Origin of the sequence: Nonomuraea sp. 10N515B (genome assembly GCF_052245915.1) — a bacterium.
Taxonomy (GTDB): Bacteria; Actinomycetota; Actinomycetes; order Streptosporangiales; family Streptosporangiaceae; genus Nonomuraea.
Window position 1 is genome coordinate 96,765 of record NZ_JBQQBQ010000028.1, and the last position, 21,850, is coordinate 118,614.

General features: G+C 67.5%; 26 protein-coding genes and 2 tRNA genes. 16 read left to right on the top strand and 12 right to left on the bottom strand.

What is annotated here, in order from left to right; genetic code table 11:
- Positions 1 to 73 precede the first annotated feature (73 nt).
- The 6 genes from ACTWQA_RS34095 to ACTWQA_RS34120 all read left to right on the top strand — a co-directional run bounded on the left by ACTWQA_RS34095 (position 74) and on the right by ACTWQA_RS34120 (position 3,588).
- Positions 74 to 394: an antibiotic biosynthesis monooxygenase family protein gene (locus ACTWQA_RS34095; protein WP_206060813.1), complete on the top strand. Its 321-nt coding sequence runs from the start codon at positions 74 to 76 to the stop codon at positions 392 to 394.
- A gap of 165 nt (positions 395 to 559) precedes the next feature.
- Positions 560 to 949: an SDR family NAD(P)-dependent oxidoreductase gene (locus ACTWQA_RS34100; protein WP_443163107.1), complete on the top strand. Its 390-nt coding sequence runs from the start codon at positions 560 to 562 to the stop codon at positions 947 to 949.
- Positions 946 to 1,110 (top strand): hypothetical protein, encoded by a 165-nt coding sequence (locus ACTWQA_RS34105; RefSeq protein ID WP_443163108.1) that lies wholly within the window; start codon positions 946 to 948, stop codon positions 1,108 to 1,110. The genes ACTWQA_RS34100 and ACTWQA_RS34105 overlap by 4 nt, the downstream gene beginning before the upstream one ends.
- Positions 1,111 to 1,448: 338 nt before the next feature.
- On the top strand, positions 1,449 to 2,339 hold the full coding sequence (locus ACTWQA_RS34110; RefSeq protein WP_443163109.1) for a phosphotransferase family protein: 891 nt from the start codon (positions 1,449 to 1,451) through the stop codon (positions 2,337 to 2,339).
- Positions 2,340 to 2,502: 163 nt separating this feature from the next.
- Positions 2,503 to 2,910: an HIT family protein gene (locus ACTWQA_RS34115; RefSeq protein ID WP_443163110.1), complete on the top strand. Its 408-nt coding sequence runs from the start codon at positions 2,503 to 2,505 to the stop codon at positions 2,908 to 2,910.
- 186 nt (positions 2,911 to 3,096) lie between these two features.
- Positions 3,097 to 3,588: a hypothetical protein gene (locus ACTWQA_RS34120; RefSeq protein ID WP_443163111.1), complete on the top strand. Its 492-nt coding sequence runs from the start codon at positions 3,097 to 3,099 to the stop codon at positions 3,586 to 3,588.
- 250 nt (positions 3,589 to 3,838) lie between these two features.
- On the opposite strand, the gene ACTWQA_RS34125 is transcribed toward ACTWQA_RS34120, so the two are convergent.
- Complete coding sequence (locus tag ACTWQA_RS34125; RefSeq protein WP_443163112.1) at positions 3,839 to 4,153, bottom strand: helix-turn-helix domain-containing protein; 315 nt, start codon at positions 4,151 to 4,153, stop codon at positions 3,839 to 3,841.
- A 72-nt stretch (positions 4,154 to 4,225) separates the two neighbouring features.
- On the opposite strand from ACTWQA_RS34125, the gene ACTWQA_RS34130 reads away from it, so the two are divergent.
- Entirely contained in the window at positions 4,226 to 5,149 is a 924-nt protein-coding gene (locus ACTWQA_RS34130; protein ID WP_443163113.1) for a hypothetical protein, read from the top strand.
- On the top strand, positions 5,146 to 6,681 hold the full coding sequence (locus ACTWQA_RS34135; protein ID WP_443163114.1) for a hypothetical protein: 1,536 nt from the start codon (positions 5,146 to 5,148) through the stop codon (positions 6,679 to 6,681). The genes ACTWQA_RS34130 and ACTWQA_RS34135 overlap by 4 nt, the downstream gene beginning before the upstream one ends.
- On the opposite strand, the gene ACTWQA_RS34140 is transcribed toward ACTWQA_RS34135, so the two are convergent.
- From ACTWQA_RS34140 to galU, 8 genes are all read right to left on the bottom strand, one after another.
- The gene (locus tag ACTWQA_RS34140) at positions 6,621 to 7,145 is read right to left on the bottom strand and encodes a hypothetical protein (protein WP_443163115.1); all 525 of its coding nucleotides are present in this window, start codon (positions 7,143 to 7,145) and stop codon (positions 6,621 to 6,623) included. The genes ACTWQA_RS34135 and ACTWQA_RS34140 overlap by 61 nt on opposite strands.
- A 35-nt stretch (positions 7,146 to 7,180) precedes the next feature.
- Positions 7,181 to 7,254, bottom strand: a tRNA-Ala gene (locus tag ACTWQA_RS34145).
- Positions 7,255 to 7,303: 49 nt separating this feature from the next.
- The gene (sepX, locus tag ACTWQA_RS34150) at positions 7,304 to 7,906 is read right to left on the bottom strand and encodes a divisome protein SepX/GlpR (RefSeq protein WP_443163116.1); all 603 of its coding nucleotides are present in this window, start codon (positions 7,904 to 7,906) and stop codon (positions 7,304 to 7,306) included.
- 129 nt (positions 7,907 to 8,035) lie between these two features.
- Positions 8,036 to 8,689 carry a GNAT family N-acetyltransferase gene (locus ACTWQA_RS34155; RefSeq protein WP_305921239.1) on the bottom strand — a complete coding sequence of 218 codons (654 nt, stop codon included), beginning with the start codon at positions 8,687 to 8,689 and terminating at the stop codon, positions 8,036 to 8,038.
- Positions 8,690 to 8,736: 47 nt separating this feature from the next.
- Complete coding sequence (locus ACTWQA_RS34160) at positions 8,737 to 9,216, bottom strand: MogA/MoaB family molybdenum cofactor biosynthesis protein (RefSeq protein WP_443163117.1); 480 nt, start codon at positions 9,214 to 9,216, stop codon at positions 8,737 to 8,739.
- The gene (gene moaC / locus ACTWQA_RS34165) at positions 9,216 to 9,695 is read right to left on the bottom strand and encodes a cyclic pyranopterin monophosphate synthase MoaC (protein ID WP_305921188.1); all 480 of its coding nucleotides are present in this window, start codon (positions 9,693 to 9,695) and stop codon (positions 9,216 to 9,218) included. Before moaC ends, ACTWQA_RS34160 begins: the two co-directional genes overlap by 1 nt.
- Positions 9,696 to 9,747: 52 nt before the next feature.
- Positions 9,748 to 10,935 carry a molybdotransferase-like divisome protein Glp gene (glp, locus tag ACTWQA_RS34170; RefSeq protein ID WP_443163118.1) on the bottom strand — a complete coding sequence of 396 codons (1,188 nt, stop codon included), beginning with the start codon at positions 10,933 to 10,935 and terminating at the stop codon, positions 9,748 to 9,750.
- Complete coding sequence (gene galU, locus ACTWQA_RS34175) at positions 10,922 to 11,824, bottom strand: UTP--glucose-1-phosphate uridylyltransferase GalU (RefSeq protein WP_443163119.1); 903 nt, start codon at positions 11,822 to 11,824, stop codon at positions 10,922 to 10,924. The genes glp and galU overlap by 14 nt, the downstream gene beginning before the upstream one ends.
- 24 nt (positions 11,825 to 11,848) lie before the next feature.
- On the opposite strand from galU, the gene ACTWQA_RS34180 reads away from it, so the two are divergent.
- From ACTWQA_RS34180 to cpaB, 6 genes are all read left to right on the top strand, one after another.
- Entirely contained in the window at positions 11,849 to 12,418 is a 570-nt protein-coding gene (locus ACTWQA_RS34180) for a 5-formyltetrahydrofolate cyclo-ligase (protein WP_443163120.1), read from the top strand.
- A 23-nt stretch (positions 12,419 to 12,441) separates the two neighbouring features.
- On the top strand, positions 12,442 to 13,947 hold the full coding sequence (locus ACTWQA_RS34185) for a potassium/proton antiporter (protein WP_443163121.1): 1,506 nt from the start codon (positions 12,442 to 12,444) through the stop codon (positions 13,945 to 13,947).
- A gap of 69 nt (positions 13,948 to 14,016) precedes the next feature.
- The gene (locus tag ACTWQA_RS34190; RefSeq protein WP_443163122.1) at positions 14,017 to 14,325 is read left to right on the top strand and encodes an FmdB family zinc ribbon protein; all 309 of its coding nucleotides are present in this window, start codon (positions 14,017 to 14,019) and stop codon (positions 14,323 to 14,325) included.
- A 17-nt stretch (positions 14,326 to 14,342) separates the two neighbouring features.
- Complete coding sequence (locus ACTWQA_RS34195) at positions 14,343 to 14,897, top strand: hypothetical protein (protein ID WP_443163123.1); 555 nt, start codon at positions 14,343 to 14,345, stop codon at positions 14,895 to 14,897.
- 137 nt (positions 14,898 to 15,034) lie between these two features.
- A complete protein-coding gene (locus ACTWQA_RS34200; protein ID WP_443163124.1) occupies positions 15,035 to 15,841 on the top strand; it encodes an S-methyl-5'-thioadenosine phosphorylase in 807 nt (268 codons plus the stop codon).
- A complete protein-coding gene (cpaB, locus tag ACTWQA_RS34205; protein ID WP_443163125.1) occupies positions 15,838 to 16,422 on the top strand; it encodes a Flp pilus assembly protein CpaB in 585 nt (194 codons plus the stop codon). Before ACTWQA_RS34200 ends, cpaB begins: the two co-directional genes overlap by 4 nt.
- Positions 16,423 to 16,477: 55 nt before the next feature.
- On the opposite strand, the gene ACTWQA_RS34210 is transcribed toward cpaB, so the two are convergent.
- Positions 16,478 to 17,566, bottom strand: a complete 1,089-nt coding sequence (locus ACTWQA_RS34210) for a D-alanyl-D-alanine carboxypeptidase family protein (protein ID WP_443163126.1) — start codon at positions 17,564 to 17,566, stop codon at positions 16,478 to 16,480.
- Positions 17,567 to 18,520: 954 nt separating this feature from the next.
- On the opposite strand from ACTWQA_RS34210, the gene ACTWQA_RS34215 reads away from it, so the two are divergent.
- A tRNA-Arg gene (locus tag ACTWQA_RS34215) sits at positions 18,521 to 18,596 on the top strand.
- Between the two features lie 190 nt (positions 18,597 to 18,786).
- On the top strand, positions 18,787 to 19,284 hold the full coding sequence (locus ACTWQA_RS34220) for a hypothetical protein (protein ID WP_443163127.1): 498 nt from the start codon (positions 18,787 to 18,789) through the stop codon (positions 19,282 to 19,284).
- Between the two features lie 8 nt (positions 19,285 to 19,292).
- On the opposite strand, the gene ACTWQA_RS34225 is transcribed toward ACTWQA_RS34220, so the two are convergent.
- Both ACTWQA_RS34225 and ACTWQA_RS34230 read right to left on the bottom strand, forming a co-directional pair.
- Positions 19,293 to 19,562: a hypothetical protein gene (locus ACTWQA_RS34225; protein WP_443163128.1), complete on the bottom strand. Its 270-nt coding sequence runs from the start codon at positions 19,560 to 19,562 to the stop codon at positions 19,293 to 19,295.
- 28 nt (positions 19,563 to 19,590) lie between these two features.
- Positions 19,591 to 21,348: a hypothetical protein gene (locus tag ACTWQA_RS34230; RefSeq protein ID WP_443163129.1), complete on the bottom strand. Its 1,758-nt coding sequence runs from the start codon at positions 21,346 to 21,348 to the stop codon at positions 19,591 to 19,593.
- Positions 21,349 to 21,850 lie beyond the last annotated feature (502 nt).

A 21,850-nucleotide genomic window follows, 5' to 3' on the forward strand; every position in this document is an offset into this window, starting at 1 on the left:
CGACTGAACGCAAAGCGTGCCGGGAGCGAGTGCGACGCGATCGCCGGGAGGGAACCGTCAGTAGCATATGGGCATGACGCCTATTACACCCCCCTACTATGCGGTAATCATCACTCAGAAGCTGAAGGACACGGGCCTAGAGGGATATGACGAGATGGCGGCCCGGATGGTCGAGCTCGGCACCAAGTGGCCGGGCTACCTGGGCCGCGAGTCCGTCGCCAGAGCCGATGGCCATGAACTGACGGTGATCTACTACGCCGACGCCGAGTCGATCGCCAGTTGGAAGGCCGACGTCGAGCATCTGGAGGCGCAACGGCTCGGACGCGAGCGCTGGTACGAGTACTACGACATTCGGATCGCCCACGTCGAGCGCGCCTACAGTTTCAGAGCCTGAACCTGGCGGCCCCGTCCGGGGAACTCACCGCGTTGATTGCCCCGCGGCAGCCGTACTTCCTGCAGTCGATGCGCGGCCAGCGGCAGCATGCCGCCAACGGCTACCGGCACGGCCCGCCCTACTACGGCTACATCGCCGTCGTAGACGAGGACGCTCTTCCTGCTGGTGCATTGCGCGGGAATCTCTCCCGTCGAAGCCGTCGCCGAGGCCGGCCCTGAGACGTGGCGGCGGACGCTGGCGGTGAACGTGGCCTCCGCCGCCGAGCTGGTGCGGCTGACGTTGCCCGCGTTGCGGCGGTCCAGGGGGCATGTGATCTTTGTCAACGCCTCGCCCAGGATGACCGGTGTGCCCCCCTGGTCGGCGTTCGTCGGCAGCAAGGCGGCGCTGCGTGAGTTGGCCGATTCTCTGCGTGAGGAGGAGGCCGCCCATGGGATACGTGTCACCACGGTCTATCCCGCAGCGACGGCGACCGACCTTCTGGGGAGGTCAGGAGCGCCTTCGGGCGCCCGTACGATCCCGAGCTCTGCATCCGGCCGAAGCCGCTGGCGGCGATGATCGTCTGGGTGCTGAGCGCGCCGGCTGACTCCTACGCCTGCGAGTTGTCCGTCCTGCCGTCGCCGCGCTGTGAAGCGGTCTACCGGCACCAGCTCAGACCAGTGATCACCAAGGGTGCCCACACCATGAACACCATCTTCGGCGACAGCCGACACGGGTAGAGAATCCGAGTGAGATGGCTCCCCGATTGGCTCCCATCGACTCCCAGACAAGGGAAAAGGGGCTCCGGATGAACTCCGAAACCCCTTTTAACCTGCAATTTCCTGGTGGGGTGTTCACGAGTGGGTGTGACCTGGTCGGTTTAGGCAGGGCGAAAGATCGTTTCCCGGCGCCTGCATGATCGTTTCCCAGCGTTGGGCGTAGTCTCGATCGTGTTCGTGATCTGTACGCGCACCTGAAATGGGCAGAGATGACCGCTACCGGATGGGCGGAAGGTCGTGATGGGATGCGCATGGAGATGCCACATGCCACCGGAGGGCGGAGGTTGGCGTGGGCGGCCTTGCCCGCCGAGGTGGTCGTGGGTGTTGAGCGGCTACTCGGGGCCGGGGTGGTCGCCGCGGTTAGTCAGCCGGGCGGCTTTTCGGAGGGGCTGGCGGCTCGGGTCCGGCTGGCCAACGGCAGGGGCGCGTTCGTTAAGGCCGCACAGTCGGGTCGGGCGCCCGCGGTGGCTGGGTTTCATCGTCGTGAGGCGGTGATCTCGGAGCGGCTTTCAGGGCGGGCGCCGGTGCCGCGCTTGCTGGGCGTGTATGACGACGGAGACTGGGTCGCTCTGGCGTTTGAGGAGATCGAGGGCCGTCTTCCCGCGCAGCCATGGCGTGTTGAAGAGCTGCGGCGGGTTTTGGAAACGGTCGGCGAGTTGGTGTCGCTGCTCACGCCGTCCCCGGTTGATGAGCGGTTCCTGGCCGCCCGGCCCCGGCTGGGCGGGTGGCGGGCGCTGACGTCTCGTCGTGAGCGCGATGCACTGGCGGTGCTGGCGCCGTGGGCGGTGGAGCGCCTTGATGACCTGGTTGGGATGGAGGCGGCGGCGGTGTCGCCGTTCGCTGGGGAAACGCTTTTGCACGGAGATCTGTATCCGTTCAACGTCTTGGTGAGCCCTGATCGTGTGGTGGTGATCGATTGGCCGCATGCGTGGGTGGGCGCCCCGTACTGCGACGTGGTCACACTGTTGTCGAGCGCACGCCTGAGCGGTGTGGACCCTCAACCGCTCGCCGACGCCCATCGGCTCACCCGCCATCTCGCTCCCGGGCAGATCGACGACCTGCTGGTGCTGCACGCCGGGTTCTTGCTCAAGACGGCCGTGACGGCGGGACCGTCGGCGGATCGCTATCTGCTGGACATGGTGGTCGCTCTTGCCGTCGCGTCGCTGCGTTGGCTGCACGAGCGGTGGTGAGGGGGGTGTTCACGAGTGGGCCTGACCTGGCCGAAGCTGGAGTCCTGAAGATCGCTTCCCGGATCTGAGTTGATCGTTTCCTAGGGTTACTGTCTGCGGTGGCAGTGATCATCATCTGAAACGCCTTTGCGTGCTGACCGAGCGCGCTGTGATCATGCCGCTCATGGACTGCACCTTCTGTCGCATCGTCGCCGGCACCGAGCCCTCGCAGACCGTCCACGAGGACGAGCACACCATCGCCTTCCTCAACATCGCCCAGGCGACCAGGGGTCATGCGCTGGTCGTGCCGAGAGTGCACTACCGAGATTTGGGGGAGATTCCGGTGGAGACGGCGGCGCAGGTCATGCGGGCCGCGGTCGAGGTGTCCCGGCGGCTCGCCAGCGCGCTCGGGGCCGCTGGGGTGAATCTCTGGCATGCCAGCGGCGAGACGGCCTGGCAGAGCGTCTTCCACTTCCACCTCCACGTGGTCCCCCGCTTCGAGCCCACCGACCTCACGCCGCCGTGGACCGAGGTCGAGCATCCAGTGGAGTCCCTCGCGGGGCTGGCCGAGGAGATAAAGGCCTGGCACTGAAGGCCGGCACTGCCTCGGCGCCGAATCTGAGGTGGAGATGTGCCCATCGGTACTGACAGCCGCCAAGCATCAACGATCTTCAGCCTGGTAGTGACTGCCAGTGCTTAGCCGTTTACAGTGTGGAGTTGTTGGGCTGCATGGCGTGAATGCGGCAGGCGGGTACGGCTGCTTCTCTTGGGGGAGGCGATGGTGACGTCACTGTTGGAACGCGTGGCCCAGGCCGAGACGGCTGCGCTACGGCAGGCCGAGGACTTGCGGGCACAACTGGCCGCGGTCGAGGAACGACTGCAGCGCCTGGCCATCACGCGCGAGACGCTGACAGAGTTCACCGGCGACCACCTCAGCCACGCCGACATGGATGAAGGTGACGGCGTGGTCGTCGAGGAGGAACCGCACGCCCCGGCTCGCCTCGACCCTGAAGTCAAGCACGCACAGCTACCGCCGCTGCGGGGGTTCCGGCAGCAGGTGGTGACGCTGCTGGCTACGGCCGATGAGCCGATGCGGGCACGGGAGATCGTTCAGGCGATCGGCAAGCCGGACACCCGCTCCCAGGTCGAGGGGATGCGTTCGCGATTGCAGCGACTGGTGACTGATGGGTGGCTTTGCCGAGAAGCCGATGGGCTTTACGCGATCGCCGCCGGTATCAACGGCTACGCACCGACCGGGGAGGCCGATTGACCATCCGTTCCTGATCACGGCCATGCCGTGCATGAGCAGGGTGCCGCCGAGGTTGCGTCTCGGCGGCACCCGAGGTTGCGTGAGCGACCAGCAGGTCTAACCGACAGTGGCTCCCGCATTCCCGAGAGTAACCCGGATGGGTTCTCTTGGGGAGACGTCGAGCCCGGATTTCGCCTGCCCTGCCACCGACAGGACGAGGCGGGAAGGATCGACGATGCCCTCACCAGGGCCAAGACACGTTCGCCGCGGGTCAGCTTCCATCGGACCCGCCGGGCGAGACCGGCCACAGCCGGATGCCCAGACCGGCCTCCAACTGGGCGATCGTGGCCACGTCGGGCCAGCAGCGCCCGGCGGCCAGGTCGTTGATGGTCTGCCGGTTGACGCCGGACATGGCCGCCAGGCGTCGGAAGCTCAGTCCTCGTTCGGCGATCACTTTCTGCAGGGTGGCGGCGATGGCCTGGACGACGGCGGCGGCCATATGGCCGGACAGATCCGCGTGGGGCCAGTTCTGCGGGTCCTCGGCCAGGTCCCGGGGAGAGCGGGACCGCGCGCGTCCTCCGACCATGACAAAGCGCTCCTTTCGGTGGATGTCGTCGCCCTGCGTAACGGCAGGTTGTCTTGCCGCTATGGATGGGGTGTGACCCTCGACGCGGAAACTTCGGCCACGATCACCGGCTACCGGCCGCAGAACCCCCAGCCGGAATGGGACCTTGTCGCCGGGCACGTGCGGATGCTGGTCGCCGCCAGCGCCGACCGCTCCCCCTACCGGGTGCAACGGCTGCTCACCGACACCACCCGGCTGGCCGTGTGGTGTCACCGCTCCGGCCTGCCTGATGACCCGGAAGTGTGGCTGCGGCACGAGACGATCGACGCGTTCATCCTGACCGGCTGCACCGACCTGGCCCCGAGTTCGGCGCAGACCTACCGCAGCTGGCTGCGGCACATGCGCGCCACGCTGGCCTGGCTGGAACGCGGCGAACAAGCGCCGCCGCCGATGAAAGCCCCCAAGACGGTCAGCCTGCCCTACTCGCCGGCTCAGCTCGGCCGTCTTCGCGGTTGGGCCGAACGCCTGCCCGGCCAGGCCAGAGGCGACGCGCTGGCGTTGATGGCGCTCGCCTTCGGTTGCGGTCTGACCTCTGGGGAGGTGGCCGCCGTCCGCACCGGGCATCTGCGCCGCCTGGACTCCGGCGCGATCGTGGTGACCGTCCCTGGCACCCAACGGTTGATCGTCTGCCGCGCCGCCTGGGAGGACGTCCTGGCCCACGCCGCCGACCGGCCCGGTGACGCCTTCATCTTCCGGCCCGGGCGCGCCGCCCGGCACGCCAAGAACCTGTTCAGCTCCTGGACAGCCCGCCACACCCCGACCGGCGGCCTGCCCGCCTTGTCGGTGCGCCGGCTGCGCTCCTCGTGGATCGTCGAACTGCTGAGCGCCCGCATCGACCTGGGAGTGGTGGCCGCCGCGGCCGGGATGAGCACCTCCGCACTGGCCCGCTACCAACACTTCGTCCCCGCCCTGGACGAACAGACCGCGGTCGCGCTGCTGCGCGGCCGCACCATGTGAGTACGGCGAAGCCACGCGCCTGGCCGCCGCGCACCACCCGAGCCCGAGCCACCCGGCCTCGGCCTCCTGCCAAGCAGACGGCACAGATCCCCGACGCCGTCGTCAGTCACTACGCCCGGCTGCTGGACGACTCCGGCATCATGCCGCTGATCGACGCAGAACTCGGCTCGAGGCCCGGCCCGCCCGGGCTGCCCATCGCCGCGGTGCTGACCTGCCTGCTGCTGTCCATCAACCACACCGGCAAGGCCACTCTCATCGAGGCCTGGCGGATCGCCGCGTTCTGTCTGACCGCCGCCGCACGCCACCGGCTCGGCCTGCCCGACATCAACCCCGAAGATATCCACCAGGTGCTCGCCTCCTCCCGCCGCTTCTACCGGGCCTTCAACCGGCTGACCACAGTGCTGGATCCAGCCCGCCACGATCGGCGCGCCCGCCTGCCCCAGCACCAGGCCGACACGCTGGCCGCCGCATGGGAGGATGACGACCCAGCACACTCGCGCAAGCGGGAACTGCTGCAGGACATCGCCACCGCACTGGTGCTCACCCCGGTGCGCTGGGCCAAAGGCCGGGGCTACCTCCGTCACTTCCGCGGCGACGTCGGCATCGACACCACCGCCACCCCGGTCTTCGCCCGCCCACCCCACGTCCGCCGCTCCACCGGCGAACTGATCGCCGCCACCGAGATCACCGCAGGCTGGCACCACTCGGCCGGAAACGGCCCACCCGAGTACGGCTACAGCGCCACCCTCACCGTCGCCGCCCGCACCCGCCCGGTTTCCGGGTCTTTCCCGCAACTGGCGCTCGGCCTGGTCCTCGACACCCCGCACAAACGCATCGGCGAAAACGCCATCACCACCCTCAAGCCCCTGGCCACCCTCGGCTTGCCCGCAGCGTTCGCCGTCGTCGACCGCGCATACACCGACCAGCAGCCCGGCCACTTCGCCCAACCCGCACGCGAACTCGGCTACCGACTTGCACTCGACTACAAAGTGGATCAACGAGGGGTGCAGGGCAGCGCCCACGGCGCCCTGCTCATCGACGGCTCCCTGGCCTGCCCGCTGATGCCCGACAGGCTCGCTCAGGCCACCACCGGTCTGGACGACGCCGCCATCCGCACCCCATCGGAAGAACTCACCGCGCTCATCAGCGCGCGAGAGCCGTACTTGCTGCGCCTCAAGCAGAGCCCGAACACCGACGGCACCGTCCGCTTCCAGTGCCCGGCAGCAGGCACCTCCCCATCGCTGACCTGCCCCCGCTTCGACCGCCTCCACCAGCGCGGCCCCAGCCGGCCCACCGCGGTCGACCTCACCGACACCCGGCAACGAGCCGCCCACCCCGCGGCCAAACCTCGCATTCTTCCCCCACAGCCCGACCACAAGACCGGCGAACTGCCGAGGATCTGCCAACAGCACACCATCACCGTCCGCAAGGACGACCTCGGCCACCTCGACAAGTTCCGCCAGGATCTGCCCTACCTCAGCCCCTCGTGGCGAGGGACGTACTCCGCTGCCAGGGCGATGACTGAAGGCTGAACGGCCGTCTCAAAGGCCACGACCTCGACCTGGCTGATCCGAAGAACCGGCTCGCCCACGGCCGCGTCGCCCAGACCATCCTGGTCGCGTTGCTCGTCACCGTCGCCAACGACCACGTCCTCGACCAGTGGCGCCACACCCACCAGCCCCCAGACGAGCCCGACACACCCGCCGACATCCTCCAGATCCCAGCAGAGCACATCGACCGCACACCGCTCACGGGCCGAAGCAGGCCACCACCCGCCCCATAACCCGCACTTCAGATCACCTTGTCGCAACACCCAGCCCGGAGCCGGCATCGCCATGCCCAGCGACGCGAACTCCGACCTCCACCAGCGCCCTGAAACCACCCGGGCCTCCCCAGGCACCTGCTCCACGGGCCCAAACCAGGACGAACCCGATTCGGAAACCCCTGAAACGACAAGATCCCGCCCGATCGCGATGATCAGACGGGATCCCGTCAACTTCAGTCCAGCCGTCTCAAGAACGGCCCCCTGGGTGGAGATGAGGGGATTCGAACCCCTGACCCCTTCGATGCGAACGAAGTGCGCTACCGGACTGCGCTACATCCCCAAGGACTCGACCAGATTAGCAAACCTTTGAGGGTCCTCGCGCCACCGTTTCAGTCCCCTACCGCCCGCCTGGGCGGCTCGGCGTACTGGTCGAACAGCACGTCCTGGTGCAGCGACGTAAGATCGATCACCTCGGCCGGCGGCTCTTCGACGACCTGGCGGCGCTCGCGGGCCCGCCGCAGTCGCTCAGCGCGCGCCTGGCGGGCCCGTACCCGGCGTTCACTGTCCACCTGTACGGCGACCCGCAGGAACCCCATGTACGCCAGCATGATGACCACGGACGGCGCAACCCCCCACCACGGGATCATCTGGACCGCGGCCGTGACGACCGAGGCCAGCACCAGCAGTGTGGTGAAGAACAGCAGCCGGCGCCGGCGGGCGACGATGATGGCGCGGCGCCGCAGCCGGAACCGGCGGACGTCGACCTTCTCGGCCTCCGACGACGGCGGCGGCGGCGCGCCCTCGTCCTCATCGGAGCCCTCCATGGACGGGGGCTCCAGGTTGTCGAGGTCGGGCAGCTGGTGCTCGCCGGTGTAGTACTCCTCGAGCTCGGCCAGCTCGGCGAGGTTCGTCTTGTCCTTGCGCAGCCACATCGGGATGAGGACGCACAGCCACATGACGACAATGGCGAGGTAGAGGAGGACGCTGCTCACGGCCACCTCCGTATGAGGGCAGCACGAAGACGCATGTGGGTTCGTTGCGTCTTCAATGTGCTCACGTCACGCACCGTAAGACCGCGTGTTCTGATTGACGAGCATTCGGTGCGGTGTGTCGCGAGATCGTCAAACCTCTTCGACAGGAGACCCCCCGCGAGCGGCCGACTCGCGGGCGCGACGCCACTGCACGAGCAGCCCGCCGGGCACGTCCTCGACGGTCAACGCGTAGCAAATATGGTCGCGCCAGGCTCCGTCAATGTGGAGTTGGCGACGCCGAATGCCTTCTTCCCTGAATCCGAGCTTCTCAACCACCCTACGGCTGGCTTGGTTCTCGGGGCGGATGTTCGCCTCTAGCCGATGCAATCCGGTGGTGAAGAAGCAATGGTCGACGGCCATGGCGAGGGCGGTGGGGGTGATCCCCCGGCCGGCCAGGGCGCCGTCGATCCAGTATCCGACCTGGGCAGATCGGGCGGATCCCCACACGATCGCGCCCACGGTCAGCTGGCCCGCGAAGCGTCCCTCGTACGTGACCACCCACGGAAGCGCCAGCCCTTGCCTGGCCTCGCGCCGCAGGGTGCCGACCATGGAGATGTAGGGGCCGAGCCCGGTCCTGAACAGGGGTGTCTCAGGATTGCTCGGCTCCCAGGGACGCAGCCAGTCCGCATTGCGCAGCCTGGTCTCGCGCCACACGCGTACGTCGCTCAGCCGCAGCGGCCGGAGGCCTACCGGGCCTTCGTTGAGGGCCGCCGGCCAGCCACGAAGTCGATCCACATCTCTCATCATCCCCCCATCGGGCATGATGTCGCCACGTGCGCACCGAATCACGGTCAGCGCGGGTGATCGCCGCCCCCGATCTGGTCGACCGCGTGCCGCAGGATCGGGGCGAGTACGGCCACGCCATCGCGTACGCCACCGGACGATCCGGGCAAGTTCACGATCAAGGTGTTGCCTGCCTGACCGGCCAGCCCACGGGACAGGACGGAGGTCGGGACCTTGTCGCGGTTCGCCATCCTGATCGCCTCGGCGATGCCGGGAATTTCCCGGGAAATCACCCGGGCGGTGATCTCCGGCGTCAGATCCATCGGCGTCAGCCCGGTCCCCCCGGTGGTCACGATGACGTCGTAGCCGCCCGCCAGCCCCTTGCGCAGCGCCGCCTCGACGGGGTCACCGTCCGGCACCACCAGCGGGCCGTCGACGACCTCGCACCCGGCGTCGTCGCGGAGCAGCTCGACCAGCAATGGTCCTGATTTATCGGCATAAATCCCGGCGGACGCCCGGTTCGACACGGTGATCACCAGTGCCCGCATCAGCCCTCCGGCTCCCTCGTCCAGCGGCCGGTCTTCCCGCCCAGCTTCTCCTCCACCCGCACGTCGGTGATCACCGCGCCCGGATCCACTGCCTTGACCATGTCGATCAGGGCCAGCGCCGCGACCGAGACGGCCGTCAGCGCCTCCATCTCCACGCCGGTGCGGTCGGCCGTCTTCACCCGGCACGTGATCGCCACGCCCCAGTCCTCGACGTCCAGCGTGACCTTCACCCCATGCAACGCGATCGGATGACAGAGCGGAATGAGATCAGGAGTCCGCTTCGCCCCCATGATCCCCGCGATCCGCGCCACCCCCAGCGCGTCTCCCTTGGGCACCTCCCCCGACCGCAGCAACGCGACCACCTCGGCCGACAGCAGCACCCGGCCGGTGGCCACGGCACTACGCGCTGACACGTCCTTGGCGGACACGTCCACCATGCGCGCGGCGCCCGTTTCGTCGATGTGCGTCAGCTCGCTCATAGACCCCTCCTCGCCGGTCCGGTGAGCATGCCGCTGTGCCGGCTTCGCCCTCTCACAGCCGGATCACCTCCACCTCGGTGCCACCGGGCACCTCGGTCACGTCCTCGGGCACCACGATCAGCGCGTTCGCCGAAGCCAAGGCGGCCAGCTGATGCGAGCCCTGCCCGTGCACCGGCGACACGGTGCCGTCGGAGGCGAGCACGCCCCGCAGGTAGGACCGCCGCCCCGCGGGCGAGCGCAGCGGGCCGGTGACGTAGGCGGTCACCGCTTCCGGCGGGCCGCCGGGCAGCCCGCGCATCTTGGCGAGCGCAGGACGTACGAACAGCATGAAAGAGACATAAGACGACACGGGATTGCCGGGCAGGGCGAAGATCGGCACCTCGTCCTCACCCAGGACGCCGAACCCCTGCGGCATCCCCGGCTGCATGGCGACCTTCTCGAAACGTACGGTGCCCAGCGGCGACAGAGCCTCCTTGACCGGCTCGTAGGCCCCCATCGACACCCCGCCGCTGGTGATGATCGCATCGGCCCGCACCAGGTGGGTGTCGAGCCGGTCGAGCAGCACGGCGGGATCGTCCCCGACGGAGCCCGCGCGGAACCCCTCCGCGCCCGCCTCCCGTACCGCGGCCGTCAACGTGAAGCTGTTGGAATCCCAGATCTGCCCGGGCGCCAGCTGCCCGCCCGGCTCCACCAGCTCGGCGCCGGTGGAGATGACGACGACCCGAGGCCGCGGCCGCGCCAGCACCCGACGCCGCCCCACCCCGGCGATGATCCCCAGCTGCGCCGCCCCGATCACCGTGCCGGTCTTGAGCACGACCTCGCCGGCCTGCACGTCCTCCCCCGCCCGGCGGATCGCGTTGCCTTCCTGCACGGGGCGGTCGATCGTCACCGAGACCGTCCCCCCGTCCGTCCACTCCACCGGCACCACGGCATCGGCGCCGGCCGGGACGGGGGCCCCGGTCATGATGCGTACGGCGTGCCCCGGCCCCACGGCCCTCAGCTCATGAGACCCGGCCGCCACGTCGTCGATCACCGGCAACCTCACCGGAAGGTCGGTGATATCCGCCGATCGCACGGCATAGCCATCCATGGCCGAGTTGTCGAACGGCGGCAGTGGCACCGGCGACGACACCTCCTCGGCCAGCGTCGCCCCCAGCGCCTGCTCCAGCTCGAGCTCCAGCGGCGCCAGAGGACGCACGGTGGCCAGGATCTCGGCCAGATGCGCGTCAACCGATTTCATCGAGGAACTCCCGCAACCACGGCACGAACTCGGGGGCCAGATCCTCCCGATCCGCCGCGAACTTCACCACGGTCCGCAAATAATCCAGCTTGTCCCCGGTGTCGTACCGCCGCCCCCTGAACAGCACCCCGTGCACCGGGCCACCCTCATGGGAGCCACGCGCCGCGAGCGTGCGCAGCGCGTCGGTGAGCTGGATCTCGCCCCCGCGCCCCGGCGGAGTGTCCTCCAGCACCTCGAACACCGCGGGATCGATCACATAACGCCCGATGATGGCCCAGTTGGACGGCGCCTCGTCGACCGGCGGCTTCTCCACCAGATCGGTCACCCGCACGACGTCGTCCTCGGCGGTGGCCTCGATGGTCGCGACGCCGTACAGCGAGACCTGCTCCTTGGGCACCTCCATCAGCGCGATCACGCTGCCGCCGAACGTGTCGCGCACCTCTATCATGCGTTTGAGCAGCGGGTCGCGATAGTCGATCAAGTCGTCGCCGAGCAGGCAGGCGAACGGGTGGTCACCGACGTGCTGCTTGGCGCACAACACCGCGTGGCCGAGCCCCTTCGGCTCGCCCTGCCGCACATAGTGGAGCGTCGCCAGCGAGGCGGGCTCACGGACCTGGGACAGCCGATGCTCGTCGCCTTTCGCCTCCAGGGCCCCCTCGAGCTCGAACGCGCGGTCGAAGTGGTCCTCGATGGAGCGCTTGTTCTTGCCGGTGACCATGAGCACATCGAGCAGCCCGGCGGAGGCGGCCTCCTCGACGACATACTGGATCGCGGGCTTGTCGACGATGGGCAACATCTCCTTGGGTGTCGCCTTGGTCGCCGGGAGGAACCGGGTGCCCAGACCCGCGGCGGGCACGACGGCTTTCGTCACAGGGTCGAAGTCAGCCATGAGTAGACCCTAGTGGAGGGACCTGTGGACAAGTCGAACCTGCGCCGCGAGCTGATCGCGGCGCGTAACTCACTCTCCCCCGAGCAGTTGCGAGCAAACGCCATCAAGGTCCGCGAAACGCTGCTCGAGCAGCCGTGGGTCCAGATGGCCGGCCTGGTGGCCTGCTACTGGTCAACAGGGGTGGAGCCGGATACGCACGGGCTCGTGTTCGCTCTGTGGAAACACGGCGCCACGGTGATCCTTCCCGTCCTGCGTGACGACTATGACCTGGATTGGGCAGTGTACGACGGGCCGGACACACTGGCGCCGGGACGCTTCGGGATCATGGAGCCGGTCGACGCACGCCGCGGCGTCGACGCCATCCGCACGGCCGCGCTGGTGATCGTGCCCGCGCTGGCGGTCGACCGGCGTACGGGGGTGCGCCTCGGCCGCGGCGGCGGCTCGTACGATCGTGCCCTGGCCAGGGTCGGCCCGAACGTGCCAACGGTGGCTTTGCTGCACGATGGCGAGCTGATCGACGGCATCCCCGCGGAGCCGCACGATCGACGAGTCCGCTATGCCATGACACCAGCGGGACTCACTAGTCTTATGTGAACGAAAGTACGAGAGGGGGCCAGATGACGCTTGAGATCTGGCTCCTTCTTGGTGCTGTCATCGTCATCGCGGCCATTGCGTCCGTACGTGTCGCGCATCGCATGGGTCTGCCCAGTCTGCTCGTGTACCTGGGCTTCGGTCTGCTCCTGGGGGAATCCGGGTTCGGGATCCTTTTCGACAACCCGCACGTGGCGCAGCAAATCGGCCTGACCGCGCTGGCCGTGATCCTGGCCGAGGGCGGACTCACCACAAACTGGTCCCACGTACGGCGTTCGGTCCCCTTGGCCCTGGTGCTGGCGACCGTGGGCGTGACGGTCAGCATCGTCGTGGTGGCGCTGGCCGCACAGGGACTGCTCGGCCTCGGCCCGAACGCGGCGCTGATCCTCGGCGCGGTGCTGGCCTCCACGGACGCGGCGGCCGTCTTCTCCGTCCTGCGGCGGTTGCCGCTGCCGCCGCGGCTGGCCGGCGCTCTGGAGGCGGAGTCCGGCTTCAACGACGCCCCGACCGTGATCGCCGTGGTGCTGCTCAGCGGGGCGTCGAACTCGTCGCCGACGTTGGGAACGTTCCTCCTCGAGACCTCCGTCGAGCTGATCATCGGCGCGGCGATCGGCCTCGCCGTCGGCCCGGCGGGCGCGTACGCTCTGCGCCGCGTCGCGCTCCCCGCCTCCGGCCTCTACCCCATCGCCGTCCTCGCGCTCACCTTCGTCTCGTACGGCGGCGCGGTGCTGCTGCACGGCTCCGGCTTCCTGGCCGTCTACCTGTCAGCGCTGATCCTCGGCAATTCGCGGCTGCCGCACCGGGCGGCGACCAGGGGTTTCGCGGAGGGCGCCGCCTGGCTGGCGCAAATCGGGCTGTTCGTCATGCTGGGTCTGCTGGCCAGCCCCAAGGAGATGCCGTCGGCCGTCGTACCCGGCCTGATCACCGGCACCGTCCTGGTGCTCCTGGCCCGCCCGCTCTCCGTACTGGTCAGCTCCCTGCTGTCGTGGGCGTTGAAACTGGGCTGGGTGAGCTGGCGCGAGCAGGCGTTCCTGTCCTGGGCCGGGCTGCGGGGCGCGATCCCGATCGTGCTCGCGACCATCCCCTGGGCGGCCGACGTCGACTACTCCAAGGAGATCTTCAACCAGGTCTTCGTGATCGTCATCGTGTTCACCCTGCTCCAGGGGCCGACGCTGCCGTTTGCGGCCCGGCTGCTCAGAGTGGGCGCCCCCGCCGAAGCACACGATCTCGCGGTGGAGGCCGCGCCGCTGGAGGAGCTCAAGGCGGACCTGCTGCAGGTCCGCGTGCCGCCCGGCTCGCGCCTGCACGGCGTGGAGATCTTCGAACTGCGCCTGCCGGCCGGCGCCCAGGTGACGCTGATCGTCCGCGAGTCCAAATCGTTCGTGCCCGCCAGCACCACCCGGGTCAGGGTGAACGACCAGCTCCTCATCGTCACCACCGCCTCGTGCCGCGACCAGGTCGAACGCCGCCTGCGGGCGGTCAGCCGCAGCGGCAAGCTGGCCGGCTGGTACGGAGAGCGGGGATTGGAATAGGCGTTTGACCTAATCGGTTACCATTAGCAGTCGCAACGCCGGAGTGCCAGACTCTGAAGGAGGAGCCGCGTGCCGACTTACCAGTACGCCTGCAACGACTGCGGTGAGCCGCTCGAGGTCGTTCAGAAGTTCAGCGACGACGCGTTGACCGTGTGCCCGGCCTGCCAGGGCAACCTGCGGAAGGTGTTCTCCGCGGTGGGCATCGTGTTCAAGGGCTCGGGCTTCTACCGGACCGACAACCGCACGTCGTCCCCCTCGTCGACCGCGTCCTCCAACGGGTCATCCTCCAACGGGTCGTCGAAGTCGTCGGAGAGCAAGTCCTCCTCGGACTCTTCCAGCTCCTCCACCACCCCGGCTCCCGCCGCCGCCTCCAACTGAGCGGCCCCCTTTCCGGGATGGGAGAGGGCGGGCCGGACCGGCAAGCCGTGATCATCCCCGGCGGTAGGGGCGGCCCGTACTCAGGCCTCCTGGCCTACGCGAGCGCGGTCGCCGCCCGGCGGGGCGCCAAGCTGGAACTGATCTGGTGGACGCCGCCGGAAGACCGCCCCATGGTGGACAACTGGCCCTGGGTCCACGATCAGGTGACCTCCGTCGTGGAAAAGCTGCCCTCCTCCCCCACGCCTGTGCTGATCGGCAAGTCACTCGGTTCGTACGGCGCCGGCGTTGCCGCCGCCCGCGCCCTTCCGGCCGTCTGGCTGACGCCCTTGCTGACGATGCCCGCGTGCGCGGAGCCACTTAGCCGGGCCACGGAGCCGTTCCTCCTGGTCGGCGGAACCGGCGACGATTACTGGGACGGGGCGCTGGCGCGGGAGCTGACGCCGCACGTCCTGGAGGTCGCGGACGCCGACCACGGCATGATGGTGCCGGGGCCGCTGCGCGGATCCGGCGAGGTTCTCGGCCAGGTACTGACGGCCATCGAAACCTTCCTCGACGACGTCGTCTGGCGCTAGGCGCGGCGCCCCGGGGGCAGGCTGCCAGCTGCGATCGCCTGGGCACGTGGCACTGGGGACCCGGAGCGCTCGGAGTTATCCACAGAACACCGTTCGGCCGACCCACACCCAGCCCCCATCCGACTACTCTCAGCGCCATGGTCACTCGCGCAGACATAGGCGTCATCGGAGGCTCAGGCTTCTACTCACTCCTCGACGATGCCGAGGAAATCGAGCTAGCCACCCCCTATGGCCCTCCCAGCGACGTCGTCACGGTCGGACGCATCGGCTCCCGTTCCGTCGCTTTCATCCCCCGCCACGGCCGAGATCACCGTTTCCCGCCGCACCGCATCCCCTACCGCGCCAACCTCTGGGCCCTGCGCTCGCTCGGCGTCCGCCAAGTGCTCGCGCCAAGCGCCGTAGGCTCCCTGCAAGCCGAATACGGCCCGGGCGCCATGGTCATCCCCGACCAATTGGTAGATCGCACCTCAGGCCGCGTCCAGACCTATTACGACATAGACGGCGCCGTCCACGTCGCGTTCGCCGACCCTTACTGCCCGTCGGGCCGAGCGGTGGCCGTAGGAGCAGCCCGCACAGGCGACTGGGAAACCGTCGACGGCGGCACGCTGGTGGTCATCGAGGGCCCGCGCTTCTCCACCCGGGCAGAGTCGCAGTGGTTCGCGGCCAACGGCTGGTCGATCGTCGGCATGACCGGTTTCCCCGAGGCGGTCCTGGCCCGCGAGCTGGCCCTGTGTTACACGTCCCTCTGCCTGGTGACCGACCACGACGCCGGGGTGGAGGCGGGCCAGGGCGTGACACATGACGAGGTCCTCGAGTTCTTCGCCCAAAACGTCACCCGCATGCGCACGCTGGTGTCGGAAACCGTGCAAGCCCTGCCCGAAGAGCCCACGTGCCCCTGCGGCTCGACCCTGGACGGCCTCAAGCTCCCCTTCGACCTACCGTGATCCAATCCTGGCTCAACCGCTACGGCCGTCGCCGCCGCCTCGCGGCGGCAACGCTCGCCGCCATAGCCGTCATATCCGCCTATCTCGCCACCCGCCCATCCCCACCCACCACGGTCCTGGTGGCGACCCGCGACCTCCTCCCCGGCCCCCTGACCCCGTCAGACCTCCACCCGGTCCCGATCAACCACCCCCCAGACGGCGCCGTACGCACGACAACGGCCGCAGCCGGCCGCTACCTGACTTCCCCCATGCGCAGAGGCGAGCCCTTGACGGACGCCCGCCTCCTGGACTCCTACCGCCTCTCACCAGGCATGGTCGCCACTCCCGTACGCATCTCCGACCCGGAAGCGGCGAAACTCCTCTCCCCCGGCTCCAGGATCAACGTCCTGGCAGCCTGGGAGGACACCCACCCGGCCCGCACCATCGCAGAAGACGTAAGAGTGATCACAACCGCAGACCGGCAAGAAGACGACAACCACGGCGCCCTCGTCGTCCTGGCGACCACCCCGACCCAAGCAGCAGAACTGGCCGCCGCCCAAGCAAGCGCCCGCCTCTCGATCACCCTCATCACGGCACCCTGACAACCAGCAATCGAAGAGCTCGAGGACGCTACAGAGACGGAGCTACCAGCGATTGCTAGAGCAGCGAATCCATCTTGGGGTCATACTCCCAATGCCACGGCTCGAAGGGGCTGCTGTAGGCCCACGACGGATGGAACCACCCATACTTCTTGGAGTTCCGCTCCATCCACACGAACTCGCTGGAGCCCGATCTCTCCACCCCACCACACAGGTCCACAGCCAGCCCCAGCCCGTGGTTACTCCGCCCCGGCACGGCGGCGAACCCCGGCCGCCGATAGTAAATGGACTGCTGCGCAGCCAGGCTCCGGTAGGCGTCGGTAACGCAAATGGGCTTCCCGAACCGCTTGCGATAGGCCTCGTTCAAGCTCACGAACGCTATGGTGGCGTCAGCCCGCAGACTGAACCCCTTCTGCTGCAACGGACAGAGCATGCCCTTGGGGATGAGCCCGTTGGGAAAGTCCCCAGCCGTCGCCGCCCGCAACGGATCGCACCCCAGCGCCGCCCGCCCCACTTTGTCGATCTTGATGCCCAGCTTCACCAAGGCCGCGGTCAACGACTTCACGATCTTGTCCGACCGCTGCCGCAACGTATCGACCTCGGCCGCCAACTGCGCCTCCGCCAGCAGGTTGCCGGCCCGGAGCTCCTGAGCCTCGGCCGCCAGCCGCTCGGTCTCCTTGTAGAGCGCACTGGTCTGCTCAACAGCCTGCTGCCGCACTGCGACCATCTGGGTGGCATCGGACAAGGCCCGCAGGGTCCCCTCATCCGCCCCCTCGGCCATGAACGGCAGGACCCCTCCTGCCGCGATCGGCTGCTCGTACAACAACTCGACCATCTGTGACACGGGCTGCCGCATCACCGTGAGCCGTCGCTCCAACTCCTGCAGCGCGGTCAGCTTGGTCTTGAGCTCCTTCTCGGAGGCCGCGATCGTGCTCCGCCGGTTCTCTAGAGCCTTGGTGGCCTCTTCGAGCTCCTTGGCCGACCGCTCAGCCTCTTTCCTGAGCTCTCTAAGGTCGCTCGGATCCCGCAGTTCCTGAGCACGTGCCTGCCGATCGGCCGAGCCCCGAACCTGAGCTTGAGCCTGACCCGCCGCAGCAGGCACCAAAAGAGAAGCCACCACCGCCATGACGACCGCGATCAGACCCACTGATCGAGGGGCTGGCACGTTCGACTCCTCCGTATGCAAACTCGTTACCTGGGTCAGGCACGCACGTTACTACAGCACCCAGAGTGTCCGGACCGAACTCCGGGGAGCTGTTATGAGACAAAAAGCCCACTTTCCACAGCCACCCCCCACAACCAGCCATAACCCCACCCCAGCCCATCACCTGGAGCCCTCGCTTCCGGACCGGCGCAACCACCCACCCGCCCCCAAGAATGGCCCCCTCATCCCTGCAACCCGCGTACCGTGCGCCGTACCAAGCGTGCACCTGCCCACCGCCATCCACCCCGGGACCCACAGCAGCCGACCAAGAGGTCTAACCCAGCAACCTCAAAGCCCGGGCATGAAACTGTCGGCAAACCCCAGAGTGCCTACTTGCTCCTCCTGCCGGCACAGCTCCCACAACCAGGTGTCCACCCACGCCGCCGGACACCCATCCCAGGGCTGCACAGGAGCAGGCGTATAGGGCTCCTCGCCAACAGACGGCGGAGCAGGCTCGGCAGCGACATCCTCGTCCCCGCCCCGGGGCTCCTTCGCCACCACCCTCACCGGCGCCGGCACAACAGCTTCGTACATACGATCAGGACCAGCCGGCGCGGGCACGAGCCTCGGCCCGAACACCAGCTCCCTCCCACCGCCGCCACCCGCCATACCAGCGGACACGACACCATCCTCGAGCCCCCGCGCCTGGCCCACCAGCAATCCGCCGGCAAGGATCGCCGGCGCCAGCAACGCCCCGAACAACACAACGGGCCGCCGCCGCACCTGCCTGCACCGCCTCCTGGTCACAGGCAGACGCTATCCACGGTGGACACTCACGAATCTGATCACTTGTCATGCCTTTACCGCAGCTCAGAGCACCCATAACCCACCCCGCCAAACTCTTCCCAGACCTACGTCCCACGCAGTGCCAGACTTTCGCTAGGCTTACGAGAGTCCGCCTCCGTAGCTCAGGGGATAGAGCACCGCTCTCCTAAAGCGGGTGCCGCAGGTTCGAATCCTGCCGGGGGCACCAGGTTCGACCAGCAGCAAAGCGCCTCTGACCAGTGGAAACAGCGGTCAGAGGCTTTTTCATCTGTCCGGCGCTGTCCGGCTGGCACTGATCGTCTACGGGTGATCGTGCCAAATACGTGCCCAAGTCCCGGTGCATAGCGTGCACGCATATGAGGTGTACGCCGGGGTGGGGGTTAGGTAGTGTCCGGGGCGTGCGCCAGGGTGCCCGCAAGTTATCGGCCGCCGCGATGCTCGTCTCGCTCATCGCGCTGACGGGCTGCTCAGGGGACGCCGACATACCGACATTGGACGAGGCGACCAAGCAACTCGTCGCAGACGGCGACAAATTGCTCGCCTCAAGGGAGTTGGCCGCGACTGGGTCCGCCGCCGCGACCGAAAGAGCGGACCGGGAAAGCGAACTGGGGTGCTTGAAGGGCCAGGTCCAGCGGTTCTTCCGCGCGCAGGGCGACCTCACCGGCCCCCCGTACGTCCACTCACCATCGAACGTGGCCGGCTTGATGGCGAGTTGGCTAAGGCTGCGCGGCTACAACAAGATTGTGGACAATGCCGATCTTGGTGACGAGAACCTCGGCGTTGCTGTCCTGCAAAACCCACAGACCGGCATCACCTTCTTTGTGACCGTACGCAATGGGCAGAAGCCGCACATCATGATCGTGGGCAAGACCAGCTGTTACGAACGGGACGGCTAGCGATCTCTTTAGGTGGGCATCTGGGTGGCCTCGGCACGCGCGGCCTGAGCCTGCTTGCGGAGACGGTCGGCGGTGGATACGCAGTCGTCCCGGAGCAGATCGACCTCACGAGCCAACTGTGCGGCCTGCGTGATGAAGCGGTCCGCAGCCGGTCCCTTCCAGAACGCATCGGCACCTTGCGGCCTAGCCAGCATGCCGGCAAACACCTCGGCCAGTTGTGCGGCGTACCGGGTCAGGTCGGCGGCGAGCTGTTCCTTCTCGGCGGCCTGCTGGAGCAACTGGCCTTGGCTGGGAGAATGGTCATGCTCAGCCTCCTCTCGCTTCCAAGGCGTCCTTCAAGCCGTCGTAGAGTCTCCCGCGGATCGCCATCCGTACCTCATTCAGTTGCTCCTCTGTCAACGGCTTCTGACCATGCTGGGCCAGCGATTCGTTTATCCACTCGACCTGTTGCTGAACGATGCTGTCCGCGACGGTCGCAGCCGTGGCCGGGGTCTTCTTGTCGAGGTAATCGGTGATCATTCCCTTGAGGCCGTCCTTAGCCTCATCCAGCGCCACGTCACGGCCGGTGGCCGTCGTGGCGTCTTCGATGGGCCAGTATTTGTTGGAGAGCCAGGAGACAGGTATCAGTGCGACCCCTGCGAGCCAGTCCGCATATTCATCGTCGGTCCATTCCGCATGAGCCGAGCCGCTCAGCAACAGATTGGCCGCCCCTCCGGCGAGCGCGGCGCGGGAAGTGAACTCACGCTGGATGGCTTCGTCACCGAACGGTCTGAACCGGCCGATGTCCATCCCAGCGGTGTAGTTCTGCATCGCCTTCATCAACGTGTTCGCCGCGTCTTTGTCCTGCATGAGGCCGCCCATGAACCGGGACGCGGAGTCAGGGTCGAGGCCGTCCCAGGGCGCCCGGGGGAACAGCCGGGTCAGCTCCGGTGAGTCGCGCTTGGACTGTCCGCGGGCGAACTGGTCGAGATAGGGCACGACATTCTTGGCGAGGGTCTCGCTGATCGGCGAGTCCTTGAGCGTGCCCCACGAGCCTCCGATCCACGGACTGTCCTCGGCACCCATCCCCCGAATGATGTTGAACCACGCCCGTTCGCGCACGCTGTCCACTCCCGCGCCAGGTCGCAATGCCTTGTCCAGAACGCCGGCCATCTTCTTCTCGAAGTCGGGGATGCCACTTTGCCGGGCGCGCTGCGGATGCAATAGCCAGCCCGCAGCATCCTTGTTCTCGGCCAGCAGCGTCTGTAACGCCTGCGGATTAGCGTCGTACGCGTCCATCAGCGCGTTCAGATTCCAGTTCTGGCTTGTCGGGAGATCTGCGGTCAGTGGCCGGCCAAGCACCCGAAGCGCCACCTGATTAAGGAGCCTGGTCGATGGCTTGGACATCGCGACCAGCGCCGTCAACACGCCGGGCTGAGTCGTCTTGATGAAGTTCTCGCCCCACTCCTCACCTAGTCTTCCCGCGCGTTCGGCGTTGGCGTATGCCTCGGCCAGTGGGCCAAGAGCCTCCTTCCCCTCCTTGAGAGTGTTGGGTGGCACTCCCTTGTCCATGGCCGGACCTTTGTTCTTCATCCAGTGCATGAACAGCGCGCGGAACTTGTCCGGTCCGAGAGCGGACAGCAACGCGGCGGCATACGCGGGATCGTTCAATTTCTGCTTGGTCGCCCCCGCGGCAGCGGTCACCTTGCGCCAACTCTCCGGTGAGTTCTCGATCTCATGCTGCTTGAGCGCCCCCGCGATCGACGCCGCGTCGGCTTTCCCCTGGCGGACAGCCTCCTCTTCGCTGTTGAACGTGAACACCCCACTGAGCGAGCCGTTTCCCCCCGTCTGAACCATCTGCTTGAGGGTGTCCACGCGCCATTTCAGGTCCCGCTGCGTGTCGTCGAAGAACGCCCAAGACCGATGCATGGCGGTCACCCCCTGCGTACCGGTCCACGACGCGCCGGCCTCGGCGATGGCCGCTTCAAGGCCGTGGCGGGTACGGCCCAGGATGTCCTTGCCGGTCTCCATCTGGCGGATCAGCTGATCTGCCCCGCGGGGATCGATCCCGACGAACTCCCCCATGCCCCCTCCCGGAGGGTGTGGTTACAAGGCAGGAGTCAAGCACACCAGCCAATCCCGGTACATGGCCCAACGCATCCTTATAAACAACCGGAATTCATCAATCAGGGGGAATGTCAGGAAGACATAGTTTATGGGTGATTAATGCCATTTTGACGCTGTCTGCGGGCAAGAGGAGAGCAATCCATTCATGCCGTCCGCTGAGCTGGGCGTCTAGTACGGCAGCCGCCAATCGCAGTGTGAGCTGGGCTGATGCGCTCTGCACCGATGCGGTCTTGTAACGGGAGGTCGGCACAATAAGAGCAGCCGCTCGTGATCATGTCTGTGTGAAGAGTACAAGATCGAGAGCGGCTGCCGCCCTCATCGTAGAGGCCGCGCGTATCCATTCAGGCTCGTCGTTGATCGTGTCGGGTTTGGGGTAGACGCGCCGGTTTCTGGATGAGTCGGGGTGTTGCGGGGCTGTGTTCGTAGTTTGAGGGGGTGTCCTCCTCTGGTGACTCCGATG